This is a genomic window from Microbacterium sp. NPDC087592 (assembly GCF_044743585.1).
GTDB lineage: Bacteria > Actinomycetota > Actinomycetes > Actinomycetales > Microbacteriaceae > Microbacterium.
The window spans coordinates 99,410-124,088 of record NZ_JBIUWT010000001.1; the positions used below are offsets into that span (position 1 = coordinate 99,410).

The following is a 24,679-nucleotide window of genomic DNA, read 5'->3' on the forward strand; positions in this document are numbered from 1 at the left end:
GTGTCTATGACTCAAAGCAGGGACATCCGGGTGGCCGTCTCGACGGTCATCCTGACGCTGCGGCGCACCGACGACGGACGCGCGGTCCTCGCGCTGCCCCTCGTCCTGCGCACCCGCGAGCCCTTCGCCGACCAGTGGGCGCTTCCCGGTGGCTGGCTCACCGCGACCGAGTCGCCCGTCGACGCCGCAGCTCGCACCCTTGCCGAGACGACGGGTCTCGCCCCCAGTTACCTGGAGCAGCTCTACGCCTTCGGCGCTGTCGACCGCTCCCCCACCCGAGTCGTCTCGATCGTGTACTGGGCGCTGCTGCGTCAAGACGACGTGACCGCGCAGATCTCGGCCCACCGGGCATCCGGTCATGCCCCCGAGAACGTCCGGTGGTTCGACATCGATCAGTTGCCGCAACTGGCCTTCGACCACGCCAAGATCGTCGAATACGCCCTCTGGCGCCTGCGCAACAAGGTCGGCTACAGCCGGGTCGCACAAGGCTTCCTGCCCGCCGAGTTCACGCTGGCGGAGCTGCGCGAGGCGTACGAATCGATCCTCGGGAAGAGCCTCGATCCCGCCAACTTCCGTCGTCAGGTGGAATCCGCGGGCAACCTGCTCCCCACCGACCGCTTCCGCACCGGGAGCCACCGTCCTGCACGTCTGTACCGCGACAACACCGATGTCGAGCTGGCCGACCGCGGCCCCCTCGGTCCCGAAGAAACGAGCACCCGATGAGCATCACCTTCGTCCCCGCGCCCGCCGTTCCGCCGCTGGACGCCTCTGTGGACCACGCCATCCAGGCGATCGTCGCCGGCACATCCACCGACCCGACCTGCGCCACCGATCTGGCCGCGGGGCCGTGGGACTTCGACTCCCGACCCGGATACGGACCCGGCTCCTCGATGGGTGACGTGATCCCCACGGGATCCCCACGGCAAGGTGAACTCCCCGTCGCATATCGGGAGGCGTCGGAGGACGAACTCGACGCACGCATCCGCGCGGCGAAGGCCACTCTCGGCGATCGGGTCGTGATCCTGGGCCACTTCTACCAGCGCGAAGAGGTCGTGCGGCACGCGGACTACGTCGGCGACTCCTTCCAACTCGCCACGGCAGCCAAAGGCAGAGCAGACGCCGAGGCGATCGTGTTCTGCGGCGTGCACTTCATGGCCGAGACCGCGGATCTGCTCTCGCAGCCCGAGCAGGCCGTGATCCTGCCGAACCTCGCCGCCGGATGCTCGATGGCCGACATGGCCGACATCGACCAGGTCGAGGAGTGCTGGGAGCAGCTGGCAGACGTCTTCGGCGATCTCGACACCCCCGACGCGGACGGCCGCGTGCCGGTGATCCCCGTGACGTACATGAACTCCTCGGCGGCGATCAAGGGCTTCGTCGGACGGCACGGCGGGATCGTGTGCACTTCGTCCAACGCCCAGACCGTGCTCGAGTGGGCCTTCGAGCGCGGCCGGCGGGTGCTGTTCTTCCCCGACCAGCACCTGGGGCGCAACACCGCCAAGGCGATGGGCGTGCCACTCGAGCAGATGCCGATGTGGAACCCGCGGCGAGCGCTCGGCGGCTCCTCGGCCGCTGAGCTCGTCGATTCCCGGGTGATCCTGTGGCACGGCTTCTGCTCCGTGCACCGGCGCTTCACCGTCGGGCAGATCGAGCAGGCCCGCGCCGACCACCCCGGCGTGCGGGTGATCGTGCACCCGGAATGCCCGATGGAGGTGGTCGACGCGGCGGACGAGGCCGGCTCGACCGAGTACATCCGTCGCGCGATCGACTCCGCGACCGAGCCCACGACGTTCGCCATCGGAACCGAGATCAACCTCGTGCGCCGGCTCGCGGCGCAGTACCCGCAGCACGAGATCTTCTGTCTGGACCCGGTCGTCTGCCCATGCTCGACGATGTACCGCATCCACCCCGGCTACCTGGCCTGGGTGCTGGAGGAACTCGTCGCCGGTCGCACGCCGAACAGGATCACGGTCACCGGCGACGTCGCCGAGCCCGCCCGAGTGGCGCTGGAGCGGATGCTCGCTGCGAAGCCCCCGGTGAGTGCGAGCACACGATGAACGTCCTGGTCGTCGGCTCGGGCATCGCCGGTCTCACGGCGGCACTCCACGCGCACGAGGCCGGATACGCGGTGACGCTCGTCACCAAGGGAGCGCTCGGGGACGGGTCGACCGGCCTCGCCCAGGGAGGCGTCGCGGGCATCTACGGGCCCGACGACTCGGCGCAGCAGCATGCCGCCGACACGATCGACGCCGGTGCCGGGCTCTCGGATCCCGCGGCTGTCGACCTGCTGGTGGCCGAGGGCGCCGAGCGGATCGCGGAGCTGATCGCCCGCGGCGTCGGGTTCGATCGGACGGCCGAGGGCGCGTTGCAGCTCGGACGCGAGGCGGCCCACCGGCATGCGCGTATCGTGCACGCCGGCGGGGATGCCACGGGCGCGGCGATCTCCTCGGCGCTGATCGCTGCCGTGCGGCGCACACCGATCACCGCGGTCGAGCACGCTCTGCTCACCGAGTTGGTCGTGGTCGAGGGCGCCGTGTGCGGCATCCGCGTGCTGCATGACGGGGTTGCCACCGGGTTCCGCGCCGACGCCGTGATCCTCGCGACGGGTGGCGCGGGCCGCCTCTACGCGCACACGACCAACCCGACCGGCGCCACCGGCGACGGCGTCGCCGTGGCCCTGCGCGCGGGAGCGGCTGTCGCCGACCTGGAGTTCGTGCAGTTCCATCCGACGATCCTGGCGTCGGGTCCGGCGTTCCTCATCTCGGAGGCCGTGCGCGGGGAAGGTGCGACCCTGCTCGACGACGCCGGCCGACGCTTCACCTTCGACAGCCATCCCGATGGCGAGCTGGCCCCTCGCGATGTGGTCTCCCGGGCCATCGCACGGCAGGCGTCCGCGCAGGGGCGGCCGGTGCGCTTGGACGCCACGATGCTCGGGGCCGAGACCCTCGCCGCGCGCTTCCCGACCATCGATCGGGTGACGAGGGAGCGTGGATTCGACTGGTCGCGCGAGCCGATCCCGGTGACCCCCGCCGCGCACTACCTGATGGGCGGTGTCGTCACCGATCTCGACGGCCGCACGACGCTCCCGGGACTCTTCGCCGTCGGCGAGGTCGCCCGCACCGGCGTGCACGGGGCGAACCGTCTGGCGTCCAACTCCCTGCTCGAGGGCGCCGTCTTCGGCGCGAGGGCCGCTGCTGCCCTGGCGAGGCCCTGGCGTCTCGTGCCGGTGCCCGCACCCCCTGCCGCTGTCCGGCCGCCGATGGAGGACCGCGGATCGGATACGCCGGAATTCAGCCGCGCCGCGCTGCAGCAGCTGATGTGGGATGAGGTCGGGCTGCTCCGCACCCACGACGGCCTCGCACATGCACTGGCCATCGTGCGCGCCTGGACTGCATCTTCGTCGCGGCCGACCACGACCGCCGAGCACGAGGACGCGAACCTGCTGCTCCTCGCTGAAGCCACCGCCTCCGCCGCGCTGGAGCGCACCGGTTCCATCGGCGCCCATTACCGAATCGATGCCGCTGCGCCCGCTGACGCCGCGCCGTCCCGCACCCGCTCATCGATCCTGGAGACCGTCTGATGCTCACCCGCTCCACTCTGACCCGCGTCGTCGGCGCAGCCCTCGAGGAGGATGCGCCGTGGGGCGACCTCACCAGCACGACGCTGCTTCCCGTCGAGGCGACAGCCACCGCCGATCTCGTCGCGCGCGAGGCAGGGGTGTTCAGCGGCGGTGAGGTCTTCACTGCCGCGTTCGCCCTCACCGATCCGACCCTGGTCGTCGATCTGCACGTCGGCGACGGCGACGACTTCACCGCAGGCGACGTCCTCGCGTCGGTCTCCGGGTCGGCGCGCGGCATCCTCACCGCAGAGCGCGTCGCGTTGAATTTCACCCAGCGGATGAGCGGCATCGCGACGCTCACCGCGTCCTACGTCGCGGCTGTCGACGGCACCCGCGCGCGCATCGCCGACACGCGCAAGACGACTCCGGGCCTGCGTGCGTTCGAGCGGCACGCCGTCGAATCCGGCGGCGGCCGCAACCACCGGTACTCGCTGTCCGATGCCGTGATGGCCAAGGACAACCATCTCGCCGTGCTCACCCGTTCCGGCCTCGACCTCGCCTCGGCGCTGCGCGACGCTCTGTCCCGTCTGCCGCACACCACGCACGTCGTCGTCGAGGTCGACCGCCTCGACCAGATCCCTGCCGTCCTCGACGGTGGTGCCCACACCGTGCTGCTGGACAACTTCTCGCTCGACGATCTGCGCGAAGGTGTCGCCCTGATCGGCGACCGGGCCACGGTCGAAGCGTCGGGAGGAGTGAACCTCGACACCGTAGGTGACATCGCACGCACCGGCGTCGACGTGATCTCGGTGGGGGCGCTGACGCACTCCGCGCGCGCTCTCGACCTCGGCCTGGACCTGCGGATCGACTGAGCATCGTGCTCTATCTCGACCATGCCGCGACGTCCCCGGTGCGACCGGAGGTGCTGGAGGCGATGCGCCCGTACCTAACGGGCGTATTCGGCAACCCGTCCAGCCACCACACCGCAGGAGAGGCTGCGGCGAGCGCCCTCGACGACGCCCGTGCGCGGGTCGCACGTGTCCTGGGGATGCGTGTCGGCGACGTCGTGTTCACCGCAGGCGGCACCGAGGCGAACAACCTCGCGGTCAAGGGCATCGCGCTCGCGGCGCTCGAGGCAGGGCGACGACACCTCGTGGTCTCCCCCATCGAGCACGAATCGATCCTGGAGTCGGCCGCGTACCTGAGACGCTTCCACTCCGTCGACGTGACCCCGCTGCCGGTGGACGCCTGCGGGCGGATCTCTGCGGATGCCGTCGCCGCGGCGATCCGCCCTGACACCGCGCTGGTCTCGGTGGGACACGCGAACAACGAGATCGGCACGGTGCAGGATGCAGCGGCGCTGTCGGCCGCCACCCGCGCCGCCCGCGTGCCCCTGCACCTCGACGCCGTGCAGTCGGCCGGGTGGCTTCCCCTTGACGAGCTCGGCGCGGACGCCGTGTCGATCGCCGGGCACAAGCTCGGTGCCCCCAAGGGGATCGGCGCACTGGCCGTGCGCGGACGTGTGCCGATCGAGCCGTTGCTGCACGGCGGCGGTCAGGAACGCGGGCGACGCTCGGGAACCGAGAACGTCGCCGGAGCCGTGGCACTCGCGACCGCACTGGAGCTCGCGGAGCACGAACGGGCGACCGTGACGGCGCGGGTCGGTTCGGCCACTGCACGGTTCCTCTCCCTCGTTCTGAGCAGCGTCCCGGAGGCCGCCCTCACCGGCGATCCCATGCGCCGTCTGCCCGGGACGGCGAGCTTCACGTTCGCCGGCACCAGTGGAGAGGCCGTGCTGCTGGAGCTGGAGCGTCGCGGGGTCATCTCCTCCAGCGGCTCGGCATGCGCCGCCGGCAGCGATGAGCCTTCGCATGTGCTCCTCGCGTGCGGTGTTCCGGCCGAGGTGGCCCAGACATCCGTCCGGTTCACCTTCGGTCGGGAGGAGCTGGCCGAGGACGCACCCGAGCGGCTGTCTGCGCTCGTCGCGGAGTCCGTGCGCGCGGCGCGAGGCTGATGCACAGCCATAGACTCGGCTGGTGACCGCTGCCGCCCCGATCGTGACCGTGATCGTCCCCGGACGCGACATCGCCGCCTTCGCCCCCGCCGCACTCGACTCGCTGCGTGCACAGACCGAGTTGCGATGGCGCGCGATCCTCATCGACGACGGTTCGACCGACGACACCGGTGCGATCTTCGCCGCGGCGGCCGCCGCCGACGACCGGTTCACGGCCATCCACCACGCCGCATCCCGCGGCCTCGGCGCCGCGCGCAACGTCGGCCTCGACCTCGTGGACACGCCCTATCTCGGGTTCCTCGACGGTGACGACGAGCTTCTGCCCCACGCGCTCGCGCGGATGACGGGCACACTCGAAGCGACCGGGAGCGACTTCGTGGCGGGCGCCTACGTGCGCTCACGCTCGCAGGGAGCAGCGTATGTCGCCGGGCGCGTGCAGCCCTGGGTGGCGGCGGCGACCTCGCCGGAGCGCCTCGGCACCGCACTCGCGGCACACCCGCGGGCGGTGTCGAACATCGTCGCCTGGTCCAAGGTGAGCCGCACCGAGTTCTGGCAGGATCTCCGCTTCCCCGAGAGGGTCGCGTACGAGGACCAGGTGGTCGCCCAGCTCATGTACACCCGGGCGCGGGCCTTCGATGTGATCCCCGATGTCGTCGTGCAGTGGCGGCTGCGTGCCGACGGCACCTCGATCACGCAGGGCAAGGCCCAGCTGCCTGTACTGAAGGACTACCTCGCTGCGCTGCGCGGCGGCATCCGTGTGCTGCACGAGGCGGGTGCCCGAGGCTCGGTCGTCGCGCGGCTCGAGCTCATCCTCGCCATGGACATGCCGTCCCTGCTCGACATCGCGAGCAGCCACCCCGACCCGGCATACGCCGCCGAGGTCGACGCCTTCATCGCAGAGCTGCGGGCACTCCCCGAGTTCGCCGATGCCTCCCCCGATCCCACCATCACCGCCGCACTCGCGTGGTGACGCCGCACAGCTGAACGAACGATCCGGATGACCGCATGAACGATTACCTCGCCTCCCTCTTCTCGCTCGAGGGCCGCACCGCGGTCGTCACCGGCGGCAGCTCCGGCATCGGCCGCGGCATCGCCACGGCACTCGCCCGGTCCGGTGCCGCCACGGTCGTCGTCGCGCGCGGCGAGGCCCGTATCGAGGAGACCGTCGAGGAGCTCCGCGCGCACGGCTGCCGCGCGGCCGGAGTCGTCGGCGACCTCAGCACGCGGTCGGGCATCCATGCCGTCGCGGAGGCCGCTGCCCAGCCGTTCGGCGAGCCCGACATCCTGGTGAACTCCGCGGGCATCAACATCCGTCCGCCGTTCGCGGAGATCACCGAAGACGACTGGGATGCGACGATGACCGTCAACGCGCTCGCGCCCTTCCTGCTCGGTCAGCGCTATGCGCAGGGCATGGCGGAGCGCGGCTACGGCAGGCTGATCCACATCAGCTCCCAGCAGGCGCATCGCGCCTTCGTCGGCAGTGGCGTATACGGAGCCTCGAAGGGGGCGGTGGAGTCGCTGATGCGCTCCGAGGCCGAAGCATGGGGAGGGACCGGAGTGACCAGCAACACGCTGGTACCCGGGTTCGTGCTGACGCCGTTGAACGCCCGGCTGCAGCAGGACCCGGCGAAGATCGCCGAGCTGGCCGCCCGCACGATGATCGGCCGCAACGGGCTTCCGAGTGACTTCGCCGGCGCGTCCGTCTTCCTCGCCGGAGCGGGTTCGGGCTATGTCACCGGCCACTCCCTGTTCGTCGACGGTGGGCTGTCGGTGCACTGACTCCCGGCGCAGATCAGGGCTCGGCCGGGTAGACCCGTTCGTCGGGGCGGGGCTCGGCGAACAGCGGAACCGCAGCGGTGATGGCCGCGACGGCATCGGCGCCGGCGGAGTCCGCGGGCGCACGATCCGCACGGCGGTCGGTGAGCGCGGCTCCGACTCCCCCGGTCACGGCCTCTTCGACCGCGGCCTCGGTGTCGAGCACACGCGATGCGGCGACCTGCTGCGCGGCGAGTTCCGCATACAACCCGCCCAGCGCCAACAGCTCCGAGTGGGTCCCCGACTCGACGATGCGCCCCGCCTCGAGCACGTGGATCACATCGGCACCCATCACGGTGGACAGGCGGTGCGCGATGGACAGCGTCGTGCGCCCCTTCGCCGCCTCGTCGAGCGCCTCCTGCACCACGCGCTCCGACACGGTGTCGAGGGCCGACGTCGCCTCATCCAGGAGAAGCACCGGCGGATCCTTCAGCAGCACGCGCGCGATCGCGATGCGCTGCTTCTCCCCGCCCGAGAGCCGGTACCCGCGCTCACCGACCACGGTGTCGTATCCCTGTTCGAACCCGGCGATGATGTGGTGGATGTTGGCCGCGGTGCACGCGGCGATCAGCTCCTGCTCTGTCGCATCCGGCTTGGCATAGCGGAGGTTCTCGCGGATCGTCGCGTGGAACAGGTAGGTCTCCTGCGACACGATGCCCACGTGGTCGATGATCGACTCCTGCGTGAGCGTGCGCACGTCGGCCCCCGCGAAGAGCACGGAGCCGCCCTTCGCTTCGTACAACCGCGGCGCGAGGTAAAGGATCGTCGTCTTGCCCGCGCCCGAGGGGCCGACGAACGCCACGTGCTGTCCGGGCTCGGCGACGAACGAGACGCCGTCCAGTGTCGGTCGGGCGTCGGCCGAGGCGTCGGGGTAGCGGAAGAGCACATCGGCGAACTCGAGCCGCCCCTTGGGCCCCGGTGCCTCGTCGACGGTGATCGCGTCCGGAGCGTCCTGGATCTCCGGCACCAGGTCGAGGTACTCGAAGATGCGCGCGAACAGCGCCGAAGACGTCTGCAGGTCGAGCGAGACCCGCATCAGGCCCATGAGCGGCATGAGGAGCCGCGCCTGCACCGTGGTGAACGCGACGACGGTTCCCGCCGTGATCGCCCCGGTACCCCCGGCGATGAGATAGCCCGAGACGAGGTAGATGACCGCCGGCACGCTGGCCATGAGCACCTGCACGACCGCGAAGAAGCCCTGGCCGCTCATGGCCCTGCGCACCTGCAGGACGACCTGATTGCGGTTCTCGGCTTGATAGCGCTCCGACTCCGTGCGCTGACGGTTGAACGCCTTCGACAGCAGCATGCCCGAGACGCTCAGCGTCTCCTGGGTGATCGATGTGAGCTCGGAGAGGGACTCCTGCGTCTCGCCGGCGATCCGTGCGCGCACCTGGCCCACCTTGCGCTGGACGAAGATGAGGAACGGCATCATGATCACGGCGATGAGGGTGAGGCGCCAGTCGATCAGGATCATCGCGACGAGCGAGGCGATGACGGTCACGACGTTGCCCAGGATGCTGGTGACGGTGTTGGTCAGCACGCCGGAGACGCCGCCCACGTCGTTCTGCAGCCGGGACTGGATCACTCCGGTCTTCGTCCGCGTGAAGAATCCGAGCTCCATGGCCTGGAGGTGCTCGAAGAGCTTCACCCGCAGGTCGCCGGTGACGCTGTTGCCGACGGTGGAGGTGAGCCAGGTCTGCGCCACGCCGAGGACGGCGGAGAGCAGGAAGAGCCCGACCATCGCGGCGACGAGCCAGGCCAGCAGCTCGAGATGCGGCCCGCCGCCGGCGACCGGGAACAACGCATCGTCGAAGATGCGCTGCACGATCAGGGGCGGGATGACGGCGATTGCGGCACCGACGACGACGAGGATCCCGGTGAGGAAGATACGCGCGCGGTAGGCACGGAACAGGGAGACGACCCGTGAACCGAGGCCGCTGATTCGCGGCGCCTCGGCATTCAGCTTCCGCTGCGTATCCTCATCGACCCCGCGGAAGCTCGCTCCTCCACCTCGTCCACCGCCCATGCTCATGGCGCCAGCGTACTCAGCCCCCGCGACATCGAGGCCGCCCGGATCTGCCGACAGCGGATTTCTGTGAGTTCGGAATGAAATGTCCGCACCCGCCGTTACGCTGAAGGACTCTTGCGAACTCTCGCGATATCTCCATTTCTTCTTCGCCCAGGAGGCCGCCCATGTCTGCCGTCGATACCGGCTCCATCTCGACGACCCCCGCACCGGCAGCGGGTGAGATCTCGCGCAAGGACATGCGCGTGATCTGGCTGCTGCTCGTCGCCGCGTTCGTCGCCATCCTCAACGAGACCACGATGGGGATCGCGATCCCGCATCTGAACGCCGATCTCGGCATCCCGCCCGAGCTCGGCCAGTGGCTCACCAGTGCCTTCATGCTGACGATGGCCGTCGTGATCCCGACCACCGGTTTCATCCTGCAGCGCTTCACCACGCGGCAGGTCTTCATCGCCGCGATGATCGCATTCTCGCTCGGCACGCTCGTCGCGCTGGTCGCTCCCGGTTTCTCGATCCTGCTCGTGGGGCGCGTCATCCAGGCCGCCGGTACCGGCATCATGATGCCGCTGCTGATGACGACGATCATGAACGTCGTTCCGCCGCAGTCCCGAGGTCGGATGATGGGCCGCGTCGGCCTGGTCATCTCGCTCGCCCCGGCGATCGGACCCACCATCGCCGGTGCCGTGCTCGAGACGCTGAACTGGCGCGCGCTCTTCGCGATCATCCTCCCGATCGCGCTCATCGCGCTCTTCATGGGCGTGAAGTGGATGACGAACCTCGGCGAGACCCGCGTCGTCCCGCTCGACGTCCTCTCGATCCCTCTCGCGGCGCTCGGCTTCGGCGGCATCGTGTTCGGCCTCAGCCAGTTCGGCGGCGAAGGCGGATCCGGCGAGACCACGGGCATCATCGCTCTGGTCGTCGGCGCGGTGTCGCTGGCGCTGTTCGTGTGGCGTCAGCTCATCCTGCAGCGTGTCGACGACGCACTGCTTGACCTGCGCGTCTTCCGCTCGAGCAACTTCACGTTCTCGGTGATCATCATGACGATCCTGGCGCTGTCGATGTTCGGAACGCTGACCCTGCTGCCGCAGTACCTGCAGAACGTCGCGGGGCTGAACGCCCTCGAGTCCGGCCTGATCCTGCTCCCCGGCTCGGTGCTGATGGGTCTGCTGGGTCCGGTCATGGGTCGCGTGTACGACGCGCGCGGCACGCGTCCGCTGCTGATCCCGGGCACGATCCTCGTGTCGGCGGCGCTGTTCTTCTACTCCACGGTCGGCGAGCACACCGTGTGGTGGGTGCTCATCATCGTGCAGGCGGCCATGTCCGTCGGACTGGCGATGTCGTTCACGCCCCTGTTCTCGGCCTCGCTCGGTTCGCTGCAGCGGTCGTTGTACTCGCACGGTTCCGCTGTGCTGAACACGCTCCAGCAGGTCGGCGGCGCGGCCGGTGTCGCTCTGCTGACGGTCACCTACTCGGCGATCCTGCACGCGGGCGAGGGCGAAGGCCTGTCGCGAGCAGCGGCCGGAGCACCGGGTGCGCGCATGGCGTTCCTCATCGCCGCGATCATCTCGCTCGCAGCGGTGGCGCTCAGCCCGTTCGTCCGCAAGCCCGCCGACGACGCCGGCGAGGGCTTCCACGGCGGCCACTGACCCCGAGCGCTCGCACGCGACGGCGTCTGCTGCCTACTCGGCCTTCGGGGCGGGGAAGTGGCAGATGCCGTTGCTGCAATAGCCGGCGGCATCGCCCTCGAGCAGGTCCAGGGCTCCCGGGAGCGGCTGCAGCCCGATGGGCGCTTCCTGCTGCACGGTGTCCTCCGGCGTCTTCTTCATCCCTCGATCGTACGCCTGCTCCGAGGGAGTGGCGCCGAAGCCGCACGCCGGGTGCGGACAGCGGCTCGACAGCCGTTCTCCCCTACGGTTGATCCATGCTCAAACGACTCCTCGCCCGCATGTTCTGGGCGTTCAGCAGATGGACGCTCACGAGCGAGGCAGCCCCCACACGTCCGACCGTGCTCGTCGGCGCCCCGCATACCAGCAACTGGGACTTCGTCCTCATGCTCGCGATCGCCTGGCGACTCGGCATCGACGTGCACTGGCTCGGGAAGAAGAGCCTCTTCCGCGGCTGGCGAGGTCCGCTCATGCGTGGTCTCGGCGGCATCCCCGTGGATCGCGCGGACCCGGCGCGTGTGGTGAACGATGTCGTCGGGCAGGTGCACGCCGGAACGGTCTTCGGACTCGTGGTCACCCCGGACGGGACCCGTGGCGGCAACGAGTACTGGAAGTCGGGCTTCTACCGCATCGCACGCGAGACGGGGATGCCGGTCACACTCGGCTTCGTCGATCGCATGACGATGACCACGGGCCTCGGTCCCACGATCGACCTCACCGGAGACGTCGCCGCGGACATGGACCGGATCCGAGCGTTCTACGCCGACAAGGCCGGGGCCCGACCCGAGCGTCGCACCGAGCCGCGGCTTCGCGAGGAGCAGCCCGCCCCGGGAGCCGACGCCCGCGAGTGAATCTCCGCGGCTGCCGCGTGGATCAGCCCGCCTCCTCCTCGGCGTGCGCGCGGGCGTAGTCGAGGTCTTCCTCGGTCAAACCCTCCACCATCCCCACCACCGCTCCGGTGATCACCCGGATCTCCTCCCGGACGTCTTCGTCGAGGTGTGGAGAGTCGCCGTCGAGAACAGAGCGGCGTGCGTCCTCCGAGAGTTCGGACCACCAATCGCTGATGGGCGGGAGCGTCATGATGCCTTCTTTCGATCCGTCGGTGCAAGAGCCTGGACATCGTGCGAGCGGCGGCACGACACTGTGATCATGACATCGGATCCTCCGCGCAGCGACCACGAACTCGATGACCGCAGGGACGGACGTGACGAGACCGAGAACGAACGCGCGGACCGCAACTGGGAAGAGCTCCTGCAGGAGCTCCGCGTGATGCAGACGGGGACCCAGATCCTCACCGGGTTCCTCCTCGCCGTGGCATTCCAGCCGAGGTTCACCGAGATGGACGAATTCCAGCGTGACCTCTACGTCGTCCTCGTCGCCCTGGCCGCGATCGCGACCATCCTGGCGCTGGCTCCCGTGGGAATGCACCGCGCTCTGTTCGGACACCGCCGCAAACCCGAGCTCGTGCGGATCGCCGCCCGGATCGTCAGGATCGATCTGATCGTGATCGGAGCGCTGACGATCGGGGTCACGATGCTGATCGTCGACTTCACGGTCAATCGTACGGCCGGGCTCGTAGCCCTGGTATCGGCGCTCGTGCTGGTGATCGCGCTGTGGGCCGCCCTCCCGCGTATCATGCGCGGCCGCCCCCGCTCCCCCGGAACCGCGCCGGACTGATCACGGCCCGAGGAGCAGGGCGAAGTCAGCGACCGGCGGGGCTGCGGTTCTCGGCGCTGACCATCCAGGCGAACTGCTCGAGTCGCTCGATGACCGCGTGCAGGAGATCCGCCGACGTCGGGTCTTCCTCGTCGACGGCGTCGTGCACGTCGCGCATCGTCCCGACCGCCGCCTCCAGTCGTTCGGTCACCAGATCGATGGTCTCGGTGGTCGAGACCTCCCCCGCGGGGAACGCGGGCAGAGTCGTGGTTTTGGCGATGGTGGCGCTGCGCCCGTCCGGAACCGCATGCAGGGCGCGCATCCGCTCCGCGATCGTGTCGCTGAACGCGCGCGCATCGTCGATGATCTCGTCGAGCTGGCGATGGGTGTCGCGGAAGTTGCGGCCCACGACGTTCCAGTGCGCCTGCTTCCCCTGAATCGCCAGTTCGAGCAGGTCGACGAGCACGAGTTGCAGGTTGCTCGCGAGCGCGGGAGAGGCAGTGAAGCCCTTCTCCGCATTCTGCTGACGCGTGGTCTTCACGGAGCCCTTCGTCGAGCTGCCGGTCTTCTTCGTCTTCGTTTCAGCCATGTCTGTGACCTCCTGCCGGTGAGGATAGCCGGGACGGGTACGTCGCCCCGAGGGGGTTGACACGGGGAGTCCGGGCCCCGATTCTGGCGACCGGACCTGAACACGCGACACAAGGAGAAACCCCGCATCGTGACAGAGCAGAGCGATCAGAACGATCAGAACGACCAGAACGACCAGAACGACCAGAACGACCGCGGGATCGTCATCTCCCCCCTCAGCGAGGCGGACGCCGGTGAAGTGCTCACCGTGCAGCGCGCGGCGTTCGTCTCGGAAGCCGCGATCTACGGGAGCGTGGACATGCCTCCCTTGACGCAGACCCTCACCGAGCTCGAGGCGGAGCTGCGCTCAGAGTCCGGCTTGGCGGCGCGCATCGGCGGACGCCTCGTGGGCGCGATCCGATTCGTGGAGAAGGACGGGATGCTCCTGATCGGGAGAATCGCAATCGCCCCGGACATGCAGGGCGAGGGAGTCGGGCGGATGCTGCTCGACCACGCGGAGCGCGCGTCCACCGCACAGGTCGCCGAACTCTTCACCGGCAGCCTGAGCGAGGCGAACATCCGCCTCTACGAGAGGTGCGGCTACGTCGAGCACGAGAGGGTGCCGGACGGCGACGGCACGGAACAGGTGTTCCTGCGCAAGAACCTGCGAGGAGGATAAGAGCCTCCTCCGAATCCGCACAAGGGGGTTGAGGCGATCGTCCGAGTTCGGCATCGTAGCCCGGACATGTTGCGACCGTGACATGCCCCGAACGGAAGGAGAGTCTCGTGCTCACCCTCACCGACAACGCCTCCGCCATCGTGACGACGCTCGTCAGTCGCCAGACCGACGCCCCGGATGCCGGACTGCGCATCCACTCGTCCGAACCTCAGAATGCGGATGGCGGCGCGCGTCTCGCCGTGCTCGTCGCCGCAGATCCGGAGCCCCAGGACCAGGTCGTCGAAGTCTCCGGCACCCGGCTCTTCCTCGATGAGTCCGCCGTCGCCGCACTCGACGACAAGATCCTCGACGCGGGTGTGGACGACGAGGGCTCCGTGTCGTTCGCGGTGCTCCCTCAGGTCGCCTGACCGAAGGATTCCGGATGCCGCGGCCGATTCGGTCGCGGCATCCGTCCTGTCTGCCGCATCACGTTTCGGATACCTCGACCGCGCCCCGCACGCAGCAACCAGGCCGCGCCATAGTGTCTGAGCATGCAACGTTCCCTCGCCCCTGCCGTGGCACTCGCCGTCTCGGCCGTCTTGCTTCTCGGCTGTGCTCCGACCTCGACCGCGCAGCCGAGCCCGACGCCCACATCGTCTCCGGCATCGCCCTCCCCCAGCCCGACCCCCGAGGTCGATCCCCAGATCGTCGTTTCGCTGGCGGGAGTCACCGTGACGAACGAAACGGGCACCAGCAGCGCGAGCTTCGACGACTCCGCGGCACTCCTCGATCTGCTTGAGACGGCGACCGGCGAGCTCCCGTCGCCGGAGACAGTGGAGATCTTCCCCGGAGAGCCGTCGACCCTGCAGCGCTACGACTGGGACGGACTCTCGGTCGTCGCGGACCGCGAGGGCGGGAGCCCCGCGTCGATCGCCATCACGGCCGCCGAGGTCGGAGACATGCAAGTGATCACCGAAGAGGGCGTCGGTGTCGGCTCGACGAGGACCGAACTCATCGATGCAGGCGCCTGGGCGCTCGTCGATGAAGAGGATCCGGCCACTGCCGCCAATCTCGGCCTGGGAGGGCAAGAGGTTCCGGACACGCAATCGCTGACCCGCCCGGGATCCGTCGGCATCCTCTATGAGCTGTTCGTGCTCGAGGGCGACACCGTGATACGGATCCTCGCTCCGGCCAACGACTTCAGCGACCTCTGAACCCCGTTCCCACCGCGTAACCTGGAGTGGCTCGCAATCCCGTGCGAACAGTCGAAGGGCCACCGTGAAGATCTCTCTGCTCCGCCGTTTCGTCGTCCTCGCGGAAGAGCTCCACTTTCCGCGGGCGGCCGAGAAGCTCGGCATCCCGCTGGCCTCGCTGTACACGTCGATCGACAAGCTCGAGGCCGAGGTCGGCCATCCCATCGTCCACCGCGAAGGGCAGACCCGGTTGACGCACGTCGGCGAGCTGTTGCTGGTCGAGGCGAAGGCGGAGGTCGCGGCCGCTCCTGCGCCGGTGAAGAACGCCCCCGCACCGGCCGGCGGCAAGGCGAAGGCCTCGAAAGGCAAGGGCCGAACCCCCGCGGTGAAGGGGCAGCCGAAGCCGTACAAGAAGCGGCAAGGCCGCTAGGGGGTCAGTCCCAGTCGAGGTACTCCTCGATGACGACCGCGGTCTCGATCGGGTGCGTCATCGGGAAGTGGTGATCTCCCCCGTCGATGCTCTTCACGCTCGCACGCTCGGGGGCCGTCGACTGCAGCTGCTCACCGTTGGCGAACGGCGTGACGTTGTCTTTCGTCCCCTGAATGATCAGAACGGGCATCACCGGCGCGAGGGGGATGTCGAGTTCTTCGACGCCGAGCAGCGCCAGTCCGTTGACACGGTCCGCGTGCGCGACGGCGAAAGCACGTGCGACGGTGCCGCCGAATCCGTGTCCGCCGATCCAGGTGTCGCCGAGGCCGACGTGGTCGATCACCGCGAGCGCATCCTCGACGCGCTCGTCCAGCGACACCTCTTCGCCCTTGACCTCGGCGCGGTGACCGATCCGCAGCACGTGGAAGCCCGCCTCTTCGGCGAGGTAGTGCGCGACGACACCGAGGATGTCGGCCGGGAGGTCGCGCTCCTGGATCAGGACGAGCTTGACGGGTCCGTCGCCCTCATCGACGAAGGGGATCGCGCGGCCGTCGGGCTCGAAGATCTGGGTGTCGGTCATCGGCGTGAATCTCCTCGTGCCGTCGGTGTCAGGAACTCAGGCGAAACCTCCACGGCGGACGCCTGCGACCGGACCGCGACCGGAGCCGCCGTCCACCAGCGTATCCCGACCCGGCGGCCACCGAGACGAGGACTGCCGGAGCATCTTCGCCCGACGACTACCAGGCCCGTCCCCGAAGCTCGATCGTGCCCGCGGGCCACATGCGTGGTGTCGGGCCGAGCGCGAGGGTCAGGATGGGAGGCCCTGAGGGCTGCGTGGCGGGCTGACCCGTGCGATCGATAGAGTGCTCGACCGCCGAGATTCGGCGCCATCCGCACGATTCATAGAAGGAGACGACCTCCTCGCGGCAGCCGAGGTAGCCGAACTCGATGTCCCCGGCATCCGTCATCGACGCTGCCGCGTGTGTCAGGAGCCGGGCACCGACCCGCTGCCCACGTGCGCGTGGGGAGATCAGCACCCCACCGACTCCCGCGACCACGAGCTCCGCCGCACCGACACCGATGGTCCGCCGCGCCCAGCCGATGTGGCCGACCACGTCATCGTCGGCGCGCGCGATCAGGTGATTGTCATGGGGCGCGTAGCCGTAGGGCTGATCCGGATCCCAGGCCCCGAACTCTGCGGAGTACTCGTCGTCGAAAAGCGCCTGCAGTTGCGCCATGTCGTTCGTGGTCAGGCGACCGTGCGGGACGCTGTCGATGACGAGGGCCGTCATGCTTCGGCGACCTGCCCGGCCTCCACCCGCCAGTGCCGGTCGGTGTGCACCGTGGCGAGCATCCGCCGGTCGTGCGTGACGAGCAGCAGGGTTCCCTCGTACGACTCGAGCGCCTGCTCCAGCTGCTCGATCGCGGGCAGGTCGAGGTGGTTGGTGGGCTCGTCGAGCACGAGCAGGTTGATGCCGCGGGCCTGCAGCAGGGCGAGCCCTGCTCGCGTGCGCTCCCCCGGCGAGAGTTCATCGACCGCGCGCGTCACGTGATCGGCCTTGAGGCCGAATTTGGCGAGGAGTGTGCGGATCTCCGCGGATGCCATCTCCGGCACGAGCTCTTCGAACGCGACCGCGAGCGGTTGCGTTCCGACGAGCTGCGCGCGGGCCTGGTCGATCTCGCCGATCTGCACGCTCGCGCCGAGGCTCGCCGTTCCCTCATCGGGAAGCTGCCGCCCCAGCAGCCCGCGGAGCAGCGTCGACTTTCCGGCACCGTTGGGACCGGTGATGCCGATGCGCTCCCCCGCGTTCACCTGCAGCGACACCGGTCCGAGTTGGAAGGATCCCTGCCGGAACACCGCCGAGCTCAGGGTCGACACGACGGAGCTGGAACGCGGGGCCGAGCCGATCGTGAACTCCAGCTGCCACTCCTTGCGCGGCTCTTCGACCTCTTCGAGCCGGGCGATCCTGCTCTCCATCTGACGCACCTTCTGCGCCTGCTTCTCGCTGGACTCGGCTGACGCCTTACGTTTGATCTTGTCGTTGTCCGGTGCTTTCTTCATCGCGTTGCGCACACCCTGGCTCGACCACTCGCGCTGTGTGCGGGCGCGGGACACGAGGTCGGCCTTCTTATCGGCGAACTCGTCGTACTTCTCGCGCTGGTGTCGACGCACGGTGGCCCGCTCCTCGAGGTACGAGTCGTAGCCGCCACCGAACACTCTGTTGCTGTTCTGCGCGAGGTCGAGTTCCAAGACTCTGGTCACGCAGCGGGCGAGGAACTCGCGGTCGTGGCTGACCACCACGACACCGCCGCGGAGCCCACGCACGAATGCCTCGAGCCGCTCGATGCCGTCGAGGTCGAGGTCGTTGGTCGGTTCATCCAGCAGCGCGATGTCGAAGCGAGAGAGCAGCAGCGCGGCGAGGCCCACACGGGCGGCCTGCCCACCCGACAGCGAGGTCATCATGGTGTCGGCGGGCTCATCCCCCAGGTCGAGTCCGAGGTCGGCGAGCACGGAGGGGACGCGTTCGTCGAGGTCTGCGGCACCGCTGGCCAGCCACCGATCCAATGCCGTGGAGTAGGTGTCGGCGGGGTCTGTGCCCGGAGCCGCGAGCGAGGGATCACCGAGGGCCGCGGCTGCGGCATCCATTTCTCTGGTCGCGGCAGCGCATCCGGTGCGGCGGGCGATGTAGTCGATGACGCTCTCGCCCACGATGCGCTCGTGCTCCTGCGGAAGCCAGCCCACGAACGCATCCGCCGGGGCAAGCCTGATCGTGCCCGCCTGCGGCTCCTCCACGCCGGCCAGCAGCTTCAGGAGGGTCGATTTTCCTGCCCCGTTGGCTCCGACGAGACCGACGACGTCGCCGGCGGTGACAGTGAGGTCGAGCGAGTCGAACAGGGTGCGGTGGCCGTACCCGCCGGCCAGCCCTTGGGCCACGAGTGTTGCGGTCATCCGTCAATCCTGTCACCCGTCAGGACGGTGCGCTGACCGGGTCGAGGAGGAGGCTGCGTGCATTCGCGGCCTATTTCTTCCGCAGCGGTAGGAGCGCTGACAGCAGCAGCGCCGGACCTCCGACGAGCGTCCAGGGCCCTGGACCGGCGGGCGAGAGGATGATCTCGGGGTGCACACGCAGCACATTGAACGCCATCAGGCCGCAGAGGACGCCCACCACAGCGATGAGCACGCGACTGACGCGCCCGCTTCCGCGATGTGAGAATCGCCAGGCGATGACCGCGACCGCCCACAGCACGAGGCTGACTCCGACACCGAAGATCAGGAACATCGGCCAGGAGGCGTCCGTTTCCTCTGCGAAGCCGACGGCATTGGTCGCCGTATGCGCCACGCCCAGGCCGACCAGGGCGAGAGCGCCGATACCGCCCGCCACACGGCGAGAACGGACGAACCTGACGGACGGGTCATCGGTGCTGCTTGTGCTTGTGCTTGTGCTTGTGCTTGTGCTTGTCGATGAGAGCATGCCCCCAGGCTGGCGCGTTCCGCGCGACCCGACCATCGCCCGGAGGTATCGGCGCCCTCCCCCGCGTGGGTGAGATCAGCGATCACTAGTTGCCACAGCAACTAGTCTGACGTACGATCTAGTCATGAGTCCGGAACAGTGGCCGAGTGAGTGGATGAGAAGCGCGCTGGGCGTGTGCGTGCTGCGAGCCCTCCTCGAGGGCCCGAACTACGGGTACGCCATCACCCAGCGCCTGGCGACCGCGGGTTTGGGCAACATCAAAGGCGGCACCCTCTACCCCCTCCTCGGGCGCTTCGAGGAGTCCGGGTTCGTCGAAGTCGAATGGCGTCCCGGCGACGGCGGCCCCGGCCGGAAGTACTTCTCGCTGACAGATCAGGGCCGCGCATATGCCCGGTCGATGGCCGAGCTCTGGGCCGACTTCACGAAGACCACCCGCGAGCTCACCGACGGAGCGCTCGAGAAGCGCCGAGAACTGACATGACCACCGGGAACCGAAAGGCAGCACCGATGAACCTGAGCAACAGGACGGGCTTCGGCTCCGTCGACACCTACACGCGACTGGCGCCGAGTGTCGAGCGGGACTGGATCGAGCAGTTCGTGCTCGAGCAGCGTCTCCTCGGCGTTCCGGGATCGCGGATCGGGGACTCCCTCGTGGTCGTGGAGAGTCATGTGTCCGAGTCGGGCGAGAGCGCCCTTGCCGCATTCGGCGAACCCCGTGCGTACGCCGCCGAGGACGCCCCGGAGCAGCCTCAGCAGTCACCTCAACGAATCGATCGCGAATGGGGCATCGCTCTCGTTCTGGGCCTCTTCGGCATGCTGCTCACCACCTTCAGCGCGCAGGCGGCATTCGCGGGCGAATCGGCTCTTGCCGTGACCGTCGGGCACCTCGTCCTGCTCGCGATCGCCTCGGGGGCGCTCGCGCTGCTCCTCTTCGCGTCGCACGTGCCTCTGCGGATGATCGCCCAGCATCCGGTACGGAGCTGGATCGGCTGGATGGCGCTGCTCATCGTGATGGTCGGCGCACTTCTCCTGCTGCCTCAGCAGATCGGAGAGGTGAGCGTCTGGATCGCCTCGGCCATCGGCGTGGTCCTCCTCGCCGCCGGTTTCCTCCTGCAGATGCGCGCCTACCTCGGCGGTCGGGTGCAGGACGATCCCATCGTCGGGCCGGGCGAGCAGCCGGAGAGCGCCAGCGCAGGCCTGGTGACCGTCTTCGTCCTCCCGCTCGCGACCGTGGTCATGATCGGCTTCTCCTGGCTGCTCCAGCAGATTCCCGGGATGTTCTGACGAGCTCCCGGCCGCACGCGGAGGGCCTCGGACTGGGTATTCTGCCCGTGCGGGGCCCTTCCTCGGCTCCGACGGCAGCTGCCTTGATCAGAACTCTGGAGACGAGCGTGACGGAGACGTACCCGATCCAAGCCGAGCTCGCATCGACACTCGGCGCAGAGCGCGCGGAGCGACTGCTGACGAAGCTCGACGACTACTCGAATCAGCCGAACGCGGTGCAAGGTGCGGCGAAGAGGCCGAGCGCCCCCGAGATCGAAGCGGCCGCGCATGCGGCGTTCGCGGCAGCGACCCCGGAGGAAGCCGACTTCGAGCTCGACTCGATCGGCATCTGGGGACTTCTGACGCTCGCCGCCCGAGCCGACGTGACGATCCTCGACCGTCTTCCCGCATCGCGGGCGGACAACCCGAAGGTGGCAACGATCCGGCGTGCTGCCACGAAGTATCGGAAGGGTCTGACAGACGCCGAGGCCCGACAGCCTGGTGCCGACTCTGCGGAATAGACGAGGTCCGAGACGATCCCCCGGACCTGCGATCCCCGCTCAGTTGTTGAAGCGGAACTCCACCACGTCGCCGTCCTGCATGACGTAGTCCTTGCCCTCGAGGCGAGCCTTGCCCTTGGCGCGAGCCTCGACGACGGAGCCCGTCTCGACCAGGTCCTCGAACGACACGATCTCGGCCTTGATGAAGCCCTTCTCGAAGTCGGTGTGAATCACACCGGCCGCCTGCGGGGCCTTCGACCCCTTGGGGATCGTCCACGCGCGAGCTTCCTTCGGACCAGCCGTGAGGTAGGTCTGCAGCCCGAGGGTGTCGAAGCCGATGCGGGCGAGCTGGTCGAGCCCCGACTCGTCCTGGCCGGTCGACGCGAGAAGCTCGGCGGCGTCCTCCGGGTCGAGGTCGATGAGCTCGGACTCGATCTTCGCGTCGAGGAAGATGGCCTTCGCCGGAGCGACGAGAGCGGCGAGCTCTTCCTTGCGGGCGGGGTCGGTCAGAACGCCCTCATCGACGTTGAAGACGAAGATGACAGGCTTCGCGGTCAGGAGGCCCAGCTCGCGGATCGGCGTCAGGTCGATGCCCGCGACCGACAGCAGCCCGCCACGCTCCAGGGCATCCTTCGCCGCGTTCGCGGTCTCGAGAACGACGGGCTCGATCTTCTTGCCGCGGACTTCCTTCTCGTACCGGGTGATCGCCTTGTCGACGGTCTCGAGGTCGGCGAGCATGAGCTCGGCGTTGATCGTCTCCATGTCGGAGGCGGGGTTCACCGTGCCGTCGACGTGCACGACGTCGTCGTCCGAGAAGCCGCGCACGACCTGAGCGATGGCGTCGGCCTCACGGATGTTCGCGAGGAACTTGTTGCCGAGCCCCTCACCCTCACTCGCACCGCGCACGATGCCGGCGATGTCGACGAAGGACACCGCTGCGGGGAGGATCCGCTCGCTGCCGAAGATCTCCGCGAGCTTGTCGAGGCGCGGGTCGGGCAGGTTCACCACGCCGACGTTGGGCTCGATCGTCGCGAACGGATAGTTCGCCGCGAGCACGTCGTTCTTGGTGAGTGCGTTGAAGAGGGTGGACTTGCCGACGTTGGGCAGGCCGACGATACCGATTCGTAACTGTGACATGGCAAGACGAGCTTACCGGCCCGAGATCACGCTGCAGTGCGGCGGATTCTCGCCGCTGCACGGGCCGCCACTCGGTCGCGCACCCTACGGGCAACGAGCGGGTGCGCGGCGATACTCTCGGCAGACGATGCCGCCCGGTGCAGGAGCACGACATACCGAGTCGGTGTGATGCCGAGCTCTCGCCGGATCCGCTCCTCTTTCGAGGGTGTGTGAACAGGGTTGGCGGCTTCGAAGGCGAGGAGGTCAGCAGGCGTCACGGTCACCGATCCTGCCACCGACCACTGACAGCGATGTCGGACGTCGCGACGTAGAATCGAACCTCTCGGCCGGAGGAAGGAATCACCGGCAATGGGGACCCCAGGCGCGACGCTCTCCGCGTATCGCGACATGCAGTCGCAGGCGCGATCGATCCTCGAGGCCGCGAAGCACGGCCCGCTGCAGTCGCTCACCGATCGCGAGATGGACGTGCGCGAGCAGCCAATGACTATCCACCCGCGTCCGAAGCGTGTTCGCGCGTGGGTGCGGTTCGGCCCGGAGGCGGTGCGGGTCGACGCGAAGCTCGTCCGCTCCACGCCTCTCGCCGCCGGCATCGAGTTCCGCGCCGAGGACCGGACTTTCCGCTGCTGGGTGTGGGGCAACGCTGTGCAGCTCGACGACGAGTCTTGAGCGCCCGGATCAGGGAGCGTCGGCAGCGACCTCGTCAAGGAATCCTGTGATCGCGTCGCACGCTCCAGCGGCGTCCCGTGATCGGATGGAAGCGCCGATGGCTGCGGTCAGCGTCGCGGCGGCATCCCAATCAAGCGCCCGATCCGAGAGGAGCCAGTAGCGGCGAACGTGAGCACAGGTCTGGCGGACGATGCTGGTGCGTTCCGGGCTTGCGTCACCTCTCGAGCAGCTCACCGCTAGCTCTTCCAGAGCGTCCGCGAAAGATGCCACCTCCCGGCTGGCTATCGCCACCGCCAACCGGGTTGTGAGGTCGCTCAGGGCTGCAACCTCCTCCTCGCCTGCCCTCGGTAGGAACCGGCGAACGGCGCCCGTCCACACATCCGTGAGGACGTCGACCGCCTTGCGCGTGCTCTCTCTGCCCACCGAAGCCACTCGAGAATATGAGTTGCGATACACCTCGACGAGCCCTTCACGGGCGAGCAGATCCAACGCGACCTGGACGGGTGCCCTTGAGGTGCCGAAAGCCTTGGCAGTCTCGTAGACGCCGAGCACCGACCCTGGCTCCAACTCACCGCCGATGATTGCCGCCCGGAGCCGCGCATACGCGCTCTCCCCGAGCCGCGTCCGATCCACCGGGCCACCCGACAGTGCCATATCTTCCTTCTCCGTTCCACGAGTGCGTCAGCGCTGTGGCGCTCGACGACCAGACGGAGAACGAGTTGGCCTCCCGCTCCGCACAGCTTTCGCATGTACTCGGCGGAAGGCCTCAGCTCGGTGAACGGGACCTCCCCCGAACCGCGCTACCGCGTAACCGCGCTGACCTCGCACGATACGACAGCACCGCCTGGCTGTCTATAGCTGTGCACCGTCGAGCCCTCACGAAACGCCTTCACACTCGTCGCCACGAGGTGTACGTTGGCCGTGCCGAGAACCCCGGACCTCCCCCTGACGTGCCGGGGTTCTCGCGTGCGTCGGCGGCCTAGGCTGGTCTGATGCTCATCGGACTCATCCGCCCCATCGAGACCCACGCGATCACCCTGAAGGGTGAGGAGCTCGCAGACGTTCGTGCGCAGCTCGTCGCACAGGCACCCGAAGGTTGGGAACTCGTCTCCGCAGTTCCGACCATGACGAACGGAACGCCGGTGCGATCTGTCGAGGGGAAGTTCGAGCGCCGCGACGGCACCCGCGAGATCGAGGCGGAGGACATGACTGCACTCGAGGCGCAGGTCCCAGCAGGGTGGCAGATGCTCACGGTCCGCCGACCATAGGCGGACCGAGTGAAGCTGAAGGTTCAGGGAGCAGCAACCTCGCACTATTCGTGTTCGCGCGCGCTCACGCTCCAGCTGCCCACTGCAAAACCAGGTGGGTGCACCGGCGGCGTGAAAGGATGCGTAGCCAATTCGCCGAGCTCCTCAGCGAAGGCCGCCCGGATTGCGAGGCGCAGTTCTTCCGCGATCTGGCGAATCGCTGGCGGGACGGGCGATGCGAGCACTCGCCCATTCACGGTCCAAAACCCGAGGCTGCCCTTACGCGCCAGGTCATTGAAGACTGCGCTCGTTCCCATCCGGTCTACGTGCGCACCGCCAGCCTTGTTCGCAACAGTCAGCACGAGATTTCTGCGGGAGAATTCGTAACCGCTGTCATCGCTCATTGTCGGCAGTTGCCACCAGTCTTCGAAAGCTCTTTCGGGGAGGTCTGGCTCGGGAGTTTCGAATCTCGGGATGAAGTATGGATCTCCCTCATCGGGAAAGAAGGCCGCGACGAGGCCGGGCTCGCTCCCCTGGACCCTTCGATCGCCGGGTTTGCTGAACTGAGCAAGCCGTTGATAGTCGCTCGCGTCCAGGAAGCGCATAGTCTCCTTGACGCCCAACGAGCCCAGAACGCTGTGACTACTCGAAGTGTCGTGCACTAGAACGCGGATTGTCGTGCTGAGAGATAGCGAAGTCACCCGCCGGCCACTATCGAATCGTTCGCAGTGGAGGTCTAAGAGTTCCAGCTGTTCAGCAAGCAGCTGCAGCAAGTCGTCCCTGGTGAGAGCCATGTTCCCGATCATGCAGC

General features: G+C 68.4%; 31 protein-coding genes. 19 read left to right on the forward strand and 12 right to left on the reverse strand.

Annotated features, from left to right (window positions below; translation table 11 throughout):
* Positions 1 to 6 precede the first annotated feature (6 nt).
* Genes ACIOTO_RS00425 through ACIOTO_RS00455 form a run of 7 tightly spaced genes read left to right on the forward strand, consistent with a single transcriptional unit; the run spans position 7 to position 7,352 of the window.
* Entirely contained in the window at positions 7 to 723 is a 717-nt protein-coding gene (locus tag ACIOTO_RS00425) for an NrtR DNA-binding winged helix domain-containing protein (protein ID WP_029262922.1), read from the forward strand.
* Entirely contained in the window at positions 720 to 2,057 is a 1,338-nt protein-coding gene (gene nadA, locus ACIOTO_RS00430) for a quinolinate synthase NadA (protein WP_400855836.1), read from the forward strand. The genes ACIOTO_RS00425 and nadA overlap by 4 nt, the downstream gene beginning before the upstream one ends.
* On the forward strand, positions 2,054 to 3,580 hold the full coding sequence (nadB, locus tag ACIOTO_RS00435; protein WP_400855837.1) for an L-aspartate oxidase: 1,527 nt from the start codon (positions 2,054 to 2,056) through the stop codon (positions 3,578 to 3,580). Before nadA ends, nadB begins: the two co-directional genes overlap by 4 nt.
* Positions 3,580 to 4,431: a carboxylating nicotinate-nucleotide diphosphorylase gene (nadC, locus tag ACIOTO_RS00440; RefSeq protein WP_400855838.1), complete on the forward strand. Its 852-nt coding sequence runs from the start codon at positions 3,580 to 3,582 to the stop codon at positions 4,429 to 4,431. The genes nadB and nadC overlap by 1 nt, the downstream gene beginning before the upstream one ends.
* A gap of 5 nt (positions 4,432 to 4,436) precedes the next feature.
* A complete protein-coding gene (locus ACIOTO_RS00445; protein WP_400855839.1) occupies positions 4,437 to 5,573 on the forward strand; it encodes a cysteine desulfurase family protein in 1,137 nt (378 codons plus the stop codon).
* Positions 5,574 to 5,595: 22 nt separating this feature from the next.
* Positions 5,596 to 6,543: a glycosyltransferase family 2 protein gene (locus ACIOTO_RS00450; RefSeq protein ID WP_400855841.1), complete on the forward strand. Its 948-nt coding sequence runs from the start codon at positions 5,596 to 5,598 to the stop codon at positions 6,541 to 6,543.
* Positions 6,544 to 6,578: 35 nt separating this feature from the next.
* Positions 6,579 to 7,352 (forward strand): SDR family NAD(P)-dependent oxidoreductase, encoded by a 774-nt coding sequence (locus tag ACIOTO_RS00455; protein WP_400855842.1) that lies wholly within the window; start codon positions 6,579 to 6,581, stop codon positions 7,350 to 7,352.
* A gap of 13 nt (positions 7,353 to 7,365) precedes the next feature.
* Here the strand turns inward: ACIOTO_RS00455 and ACIOTO_RS00460 are convergent, their stop codons facing one another.
* The gene (locus tag ACIOTO_RS00460) at positions 7,366 to 9,414 is read right to left on the reverse strand and encodes an ABC transporter ATP-binding protein (RefSeq protein ID WP_400858064.1); all 2,049 of its coding nucleotides are present in this window, start codon (positions 9,412 to 9,414) and stop codon (positions 7,366 to 7,368) included.
* A 167-nt stretch (positions 9,415 to 9,581) separates the two neighbouring features.
* Here ACIOTO_RS00460 and ACIOTO_RS00465 point away from each other — a divergent pair, with 167 nt between their 5' ends.
* Positions 9,582 to 11,060, forward strand: a complete 1,479-nt coding sequence (locus ACIOTO_RS00465) for an MDR family MFS transporter (protein ID WP_029262930.1) — start codon at positions 9,582 to 9,584, stop codon at positions 11,058 to 11,060.
* A 33-nt stretch (positions 11,061 to 11,093) separates the two neighbouring features.
* On the opposite strand, the gene ACIOTO_RS00470 is transcribed toward ACIOTO_RS00465, so the two are convergent.
* A complete protein-coding gene (locus ACIOTO_RS00470; protein ID WP_400855846.1) occupies positions 11,094 to 11,240 on the reverse strand; it encodes a hypothetical protein in 147 nt (48 codons plus the stop codon).
* Between the two features lie 95 nt (positions 11,241 to 11,335).
* Between ACIOTO_RS00470 and ACIOTO_RS00475 the strand changes: the two genes are divergently transcribed.
* Positions 11,336 to 11,929, forward strand: coding sequence for a 1-acyl-sn-glycerol-3-phosphate acyltransferase (locus tag ACIOTO_RS00475; protein ID WP_400855848.1), 594 nt, complete (start codon positions 11,336 to 11,338; stop codon positions 11,927 to 11,929).
* Between the two features lie 22 nt (positions 11,930 to 11,951).
* Here ACIOTO_RS00475 and ACIOTO_RS00480 read toward each other — a convergent pair whose 3' ends face one another.
* The gene (locus ACIOTO_RS00480; protein WP_029262932.1) at positions 11,952 to 12,158 is read right to left on the reverse strand and encodes a hypothetical protein; all 207 of its coding nucleotides are present in this window, start codon (positions 12,156 to 12,158) and stop codon (positions 11,952 to 11,954) included.
* Positions 12,159 to 12,227: 69 nt separating this feature from the next.
* Between ACIOTO_RS00480 and ACIOTO_RS00485 the strand changes: the two genes are divergently transcribed.
* Positions 12,228 to 12,755: a DUF6328 family protein gene (locus ACIOTO_RS00485; protein WP_400855849.1), complete on the forward strand. Its 528-nt coding sequence runs from the start codon at positions 12,228 to 12,230 to the stop codon at positions 12,753 to 12,755.
* A gap of 25 nt (positions 12,756 to 12,780) precedes the next feature.
* On the opposite strand, the gene ACIOTO_RS00490 is transcribed toward ACIOTO_RS00485, so the two are convergent.
* The gene (locus ACIOTO_RS00490) at positions 12,781 to 13,323 is read right to left on the reverse strand and encodes a Dps family protein (RefSeq protein ID WP_105709569.1); all 543 of its coding nucleotides are present in this window, start codon (positions 13,321 to 13,323) and stop codon (positions 12,781 to 12,783) included.
* A gap of 129 nt (positions 13,324 to 13,452) precedes the next feature.
* On the opposite strand from ACIOTO_RS00490, the gene ACIOTO_RS00495 reads away from it, so the two are divergent.
* The 4 genes from ACIOTO_RS00495 (at position 13,453) to ACIOTO_RS00510 (ending at position 15,582) form a co-directional block, all read left to right on the forward strand.
* Entirely contained in the window at positions 13,453 to 13,980 is a 528-nt protein-coding gene (locus ACIOTO_RS00495; protein ID WP_400855852.1) for a GNAT family N-acetyltransferase, read from the forward strand.
* 107 nt (positions 13,981 to 14,087) lie between these two features.
* Positions 14,088 to 14,387, forward strand: coding sequence for a Fe-S cluster assembly protein HesB (locus ACIOTO_RS00500; RefSeq protein ID WP_400855854.1), 300 nt, complete (start codon positions 14,088 to 14,090; stop codon positions 14,385 to 14,387).
* 123 nt (positions 14,388 to 14,510) lie between these two features.
* Entirely contained in the window at positions 14,511 to 15,173 is a 663-nt protein-coding gene (locus ACIOTO_RS00505; RefSeq protein WP_400855856.1) for a hypothetical protein, read from the forward strand.
* A 64-nt stretch (positions 15,174 to 15,237) separates the two neighbouring features.
* Positions 15,238 to 15,582, forward strand: a complete 345-nt coding sequence (locus tag ACIOTO_RS00510) for a LysR family transcriptional regulator (RefSeq protein WP_029262938.1) — start codon at positions 15,238 to 15,240, stop codon at positions 15,580 to 15,582.
* 4 nt (positions 15,583 to 15,586) lie between these two features.
* Here ACIOTO_RS00510 and ACIOTO_RS00515 read toward each other — a convergent pair whose 3' ends face one another.
* The 4 genes from ACIOTO_RS00515 to ACIOTO_RS00530 form a co-directional block, all read right to left on the reverse strand.
* A complete protein-coding gene (locus ACIOTO_RS00515) occupies positions 15,587 to 16,162 on the reverse strand; it encodes an alpha/beta fold hydrolase (RefSeq protein WP_215067089.1) in 576 nt (191 codons plus the stop codon).
* Between the two features lie 157 nt (positions 16,163 to 16,319).
* The gene (locus tag ACIOTO_RS00520) at positions 16,320 to 16,874 is read right to left on the reverse strand and encodes a GNAT family N-acetyltransferase (RefSeq protein ID WP_400855857.1); all 555 of its coding nucleotides are present in this window, start codon (positions 16,872 to 16,874) and stop codon (positions 16,320 to 16,322) included.
* Positions 16,871 to 18,532 (reverse strand): ABC-F family ATP-binding cassette domain-containing protein, encoded by a 1,662-nt coding sequence (locus ACIOTO_RS00525; RefSeq protein WP_400855859.1) that lies wholly within the window; start codon positions 18,530 to 18,532, stop codon positions 16,871 to 16,873. Before ACIOTO_RS00525 ends, ACIOTO_RS00520 begins: the two co-directional genes overlap by 4 nt.
* 70 nt (positions 18,533 to 18,602) lie before the next feature.
* The gene (locus ACIOTO_RS00530) at positions 18,603 to 18,965 is read right to left on the reverse strand and encodes a hypothetical protein (RefSeq protein WP_400855860.1); all 363 of its coding nucleotides are present in this window, start codon (positions 18,963 to 18,965) and stop codon (positions 18,603 to 18,605) included.
* A 214-nt stretch (positions 18,966 to 19,179) separates the two neighbouring features.
* Here ACIOTO_RS00530 and ACIOTO_RS00535 point away from each other — a divergent pair, with 214 nt between their 5' ends.
* The 3 genes from ACIOTO_RS00535 to ACIOTO_RS00545 all read left to right on the forward strand — a co-directional run bounded on the left by ACIOTO_RS00535 (position 19,180) and on the right by ACIOTO_RS00545 (position 20,839).
* Positions 19,180 to 19,536: a PadR family transcriptional regulator gene (locus tag ACIOTO_RS00535; protein ID WP_400855862.1), complete on the forward strand. Its 357-nt coding sequence runs from the start codon at positions 19,180 to 19,182 to the stop codon at positions 19,534 to 19,536.
* Between the two features lie 26 nt (positions 19,537 to 19,562).
* Complete coding sequence (locus tag ACIOTO_RS00540) at positions 19,563 to 20,339, forward strand: hypothetical protein (protein WP_400855863.1); 777 nt, start codon at positions 19,563 to 19,565, stop codon at positions 20,337 to 20,339.
* Positions 20,340 to 20,446: 107 nt separating this feature from the next.
* Positions 20,447 to 20,839: a hypothetical protein gene (locus ACIOTO_RS00545; RefSeq protein ID WP_400855864.1), complete on the forward strand. Its 393-nt coding sequence runs from the start codon at positions 20,447 to 20,449 to the stop codon at positions 20,837 to 20,839.
* 39 nt (positions 20,840 to 20,878) lie between these two features.
* Here ACIOTO_RS00545 and ychF read toward each other — a convergent pair whose 3' ends face one another.
* Positions 20,879 to 21,955 carry a redox-regulated ATPase YchF gene (gene ychF / locus ACIOTO_RS00550; protein WP_400855867.1) on the reverse strand — a complete coding sequence of 359 codons (1,077 nt, stop codon included), beginning with the start codon at positions 21,953 to 21,955 and terminating at the stop codon, positions 20,879 to 20,881.
* 26 nt (positions 21,956 to 21,981) lie between these two features.
* Entirely contained in the window at positions 21,982 to 22,344 is a 363-nt protein-coding gene (locus ACIOTO_RS00555) for a DUF3263 domain-containing protein (RefSeq protein ID WP_400855868.1), read from the reverse strand.
* Here ACIOTO_RS00555 and ACIOTO_RS00560 point away from each other — a divergent pair.
* A complete protein-coding gene (locus ACIOTO_RS00560) occupies positions 22,304 to 22,621 on the forward strand; it encodes a hypothetical protein (protein ID WP_400855869.1) in 318 nt (105 codons plus the stop codon). The genes ACIOTO_RS00555 and ACIOTO_RS00560 overlap by 41 nt on opposite strands.
* A 9-nt stretch (positions 22,622 to 22,630) precedes the next feature.
* Here the strand turns inward: ACIOTO_RS00560 and ACIOTO_RS00565 are convergent, their stop codons facing one another.
* Positions 22,631 to 23,275, reverse strand: a complete 645-nt coding sequence (locus tag ACIOTO_RS00565; RefSeq protein WP_400855870.1) for a GntR family transcriptional regulator — start codon at positions 23,273 to 23,275, stop codon at positions 22,631 to 22,633.
* A gap of 338 nt (positions 23,276 to 23,613) precedes the next feature.
* Here ACIOTO_RS00565 and ACIOTO_RS00570 point away from each other — a divergent pair, with 338 nt between their 5' ends.
* Complete coding sequence (locus tag ACIOTO_RS00570) at positions 23,614 to 23,889, forward strand: hypothetical protein (protein ID WP_400855871.1); 276 nt, start codon at positions 23,614 to 23,616, stop codon at positions 23,887 to 23,889.
* Positions 23,890 to 23,933: 44 nt separating this feature from the next.
* Here ACIOTO_RS00570 and ACIOTO_RS00575 read toward each other — a convergent pair whose 3' ends face one another.
* Positions 23,934 to 24,662 carry a hypothetical protein gene (locus ACIOTO_RS00575; protein WP_400855872.1) on the reverse strand — a complete coding sequence of 243 codons (729 nt, stop codon included), beginning with the start codon at positions 24,660 to 24,662 and terminating at the stop codon, positions 23,934 to 23,936.
* Positions 24,663 to 24,679 lie beyond the last annotated feature (17 nt).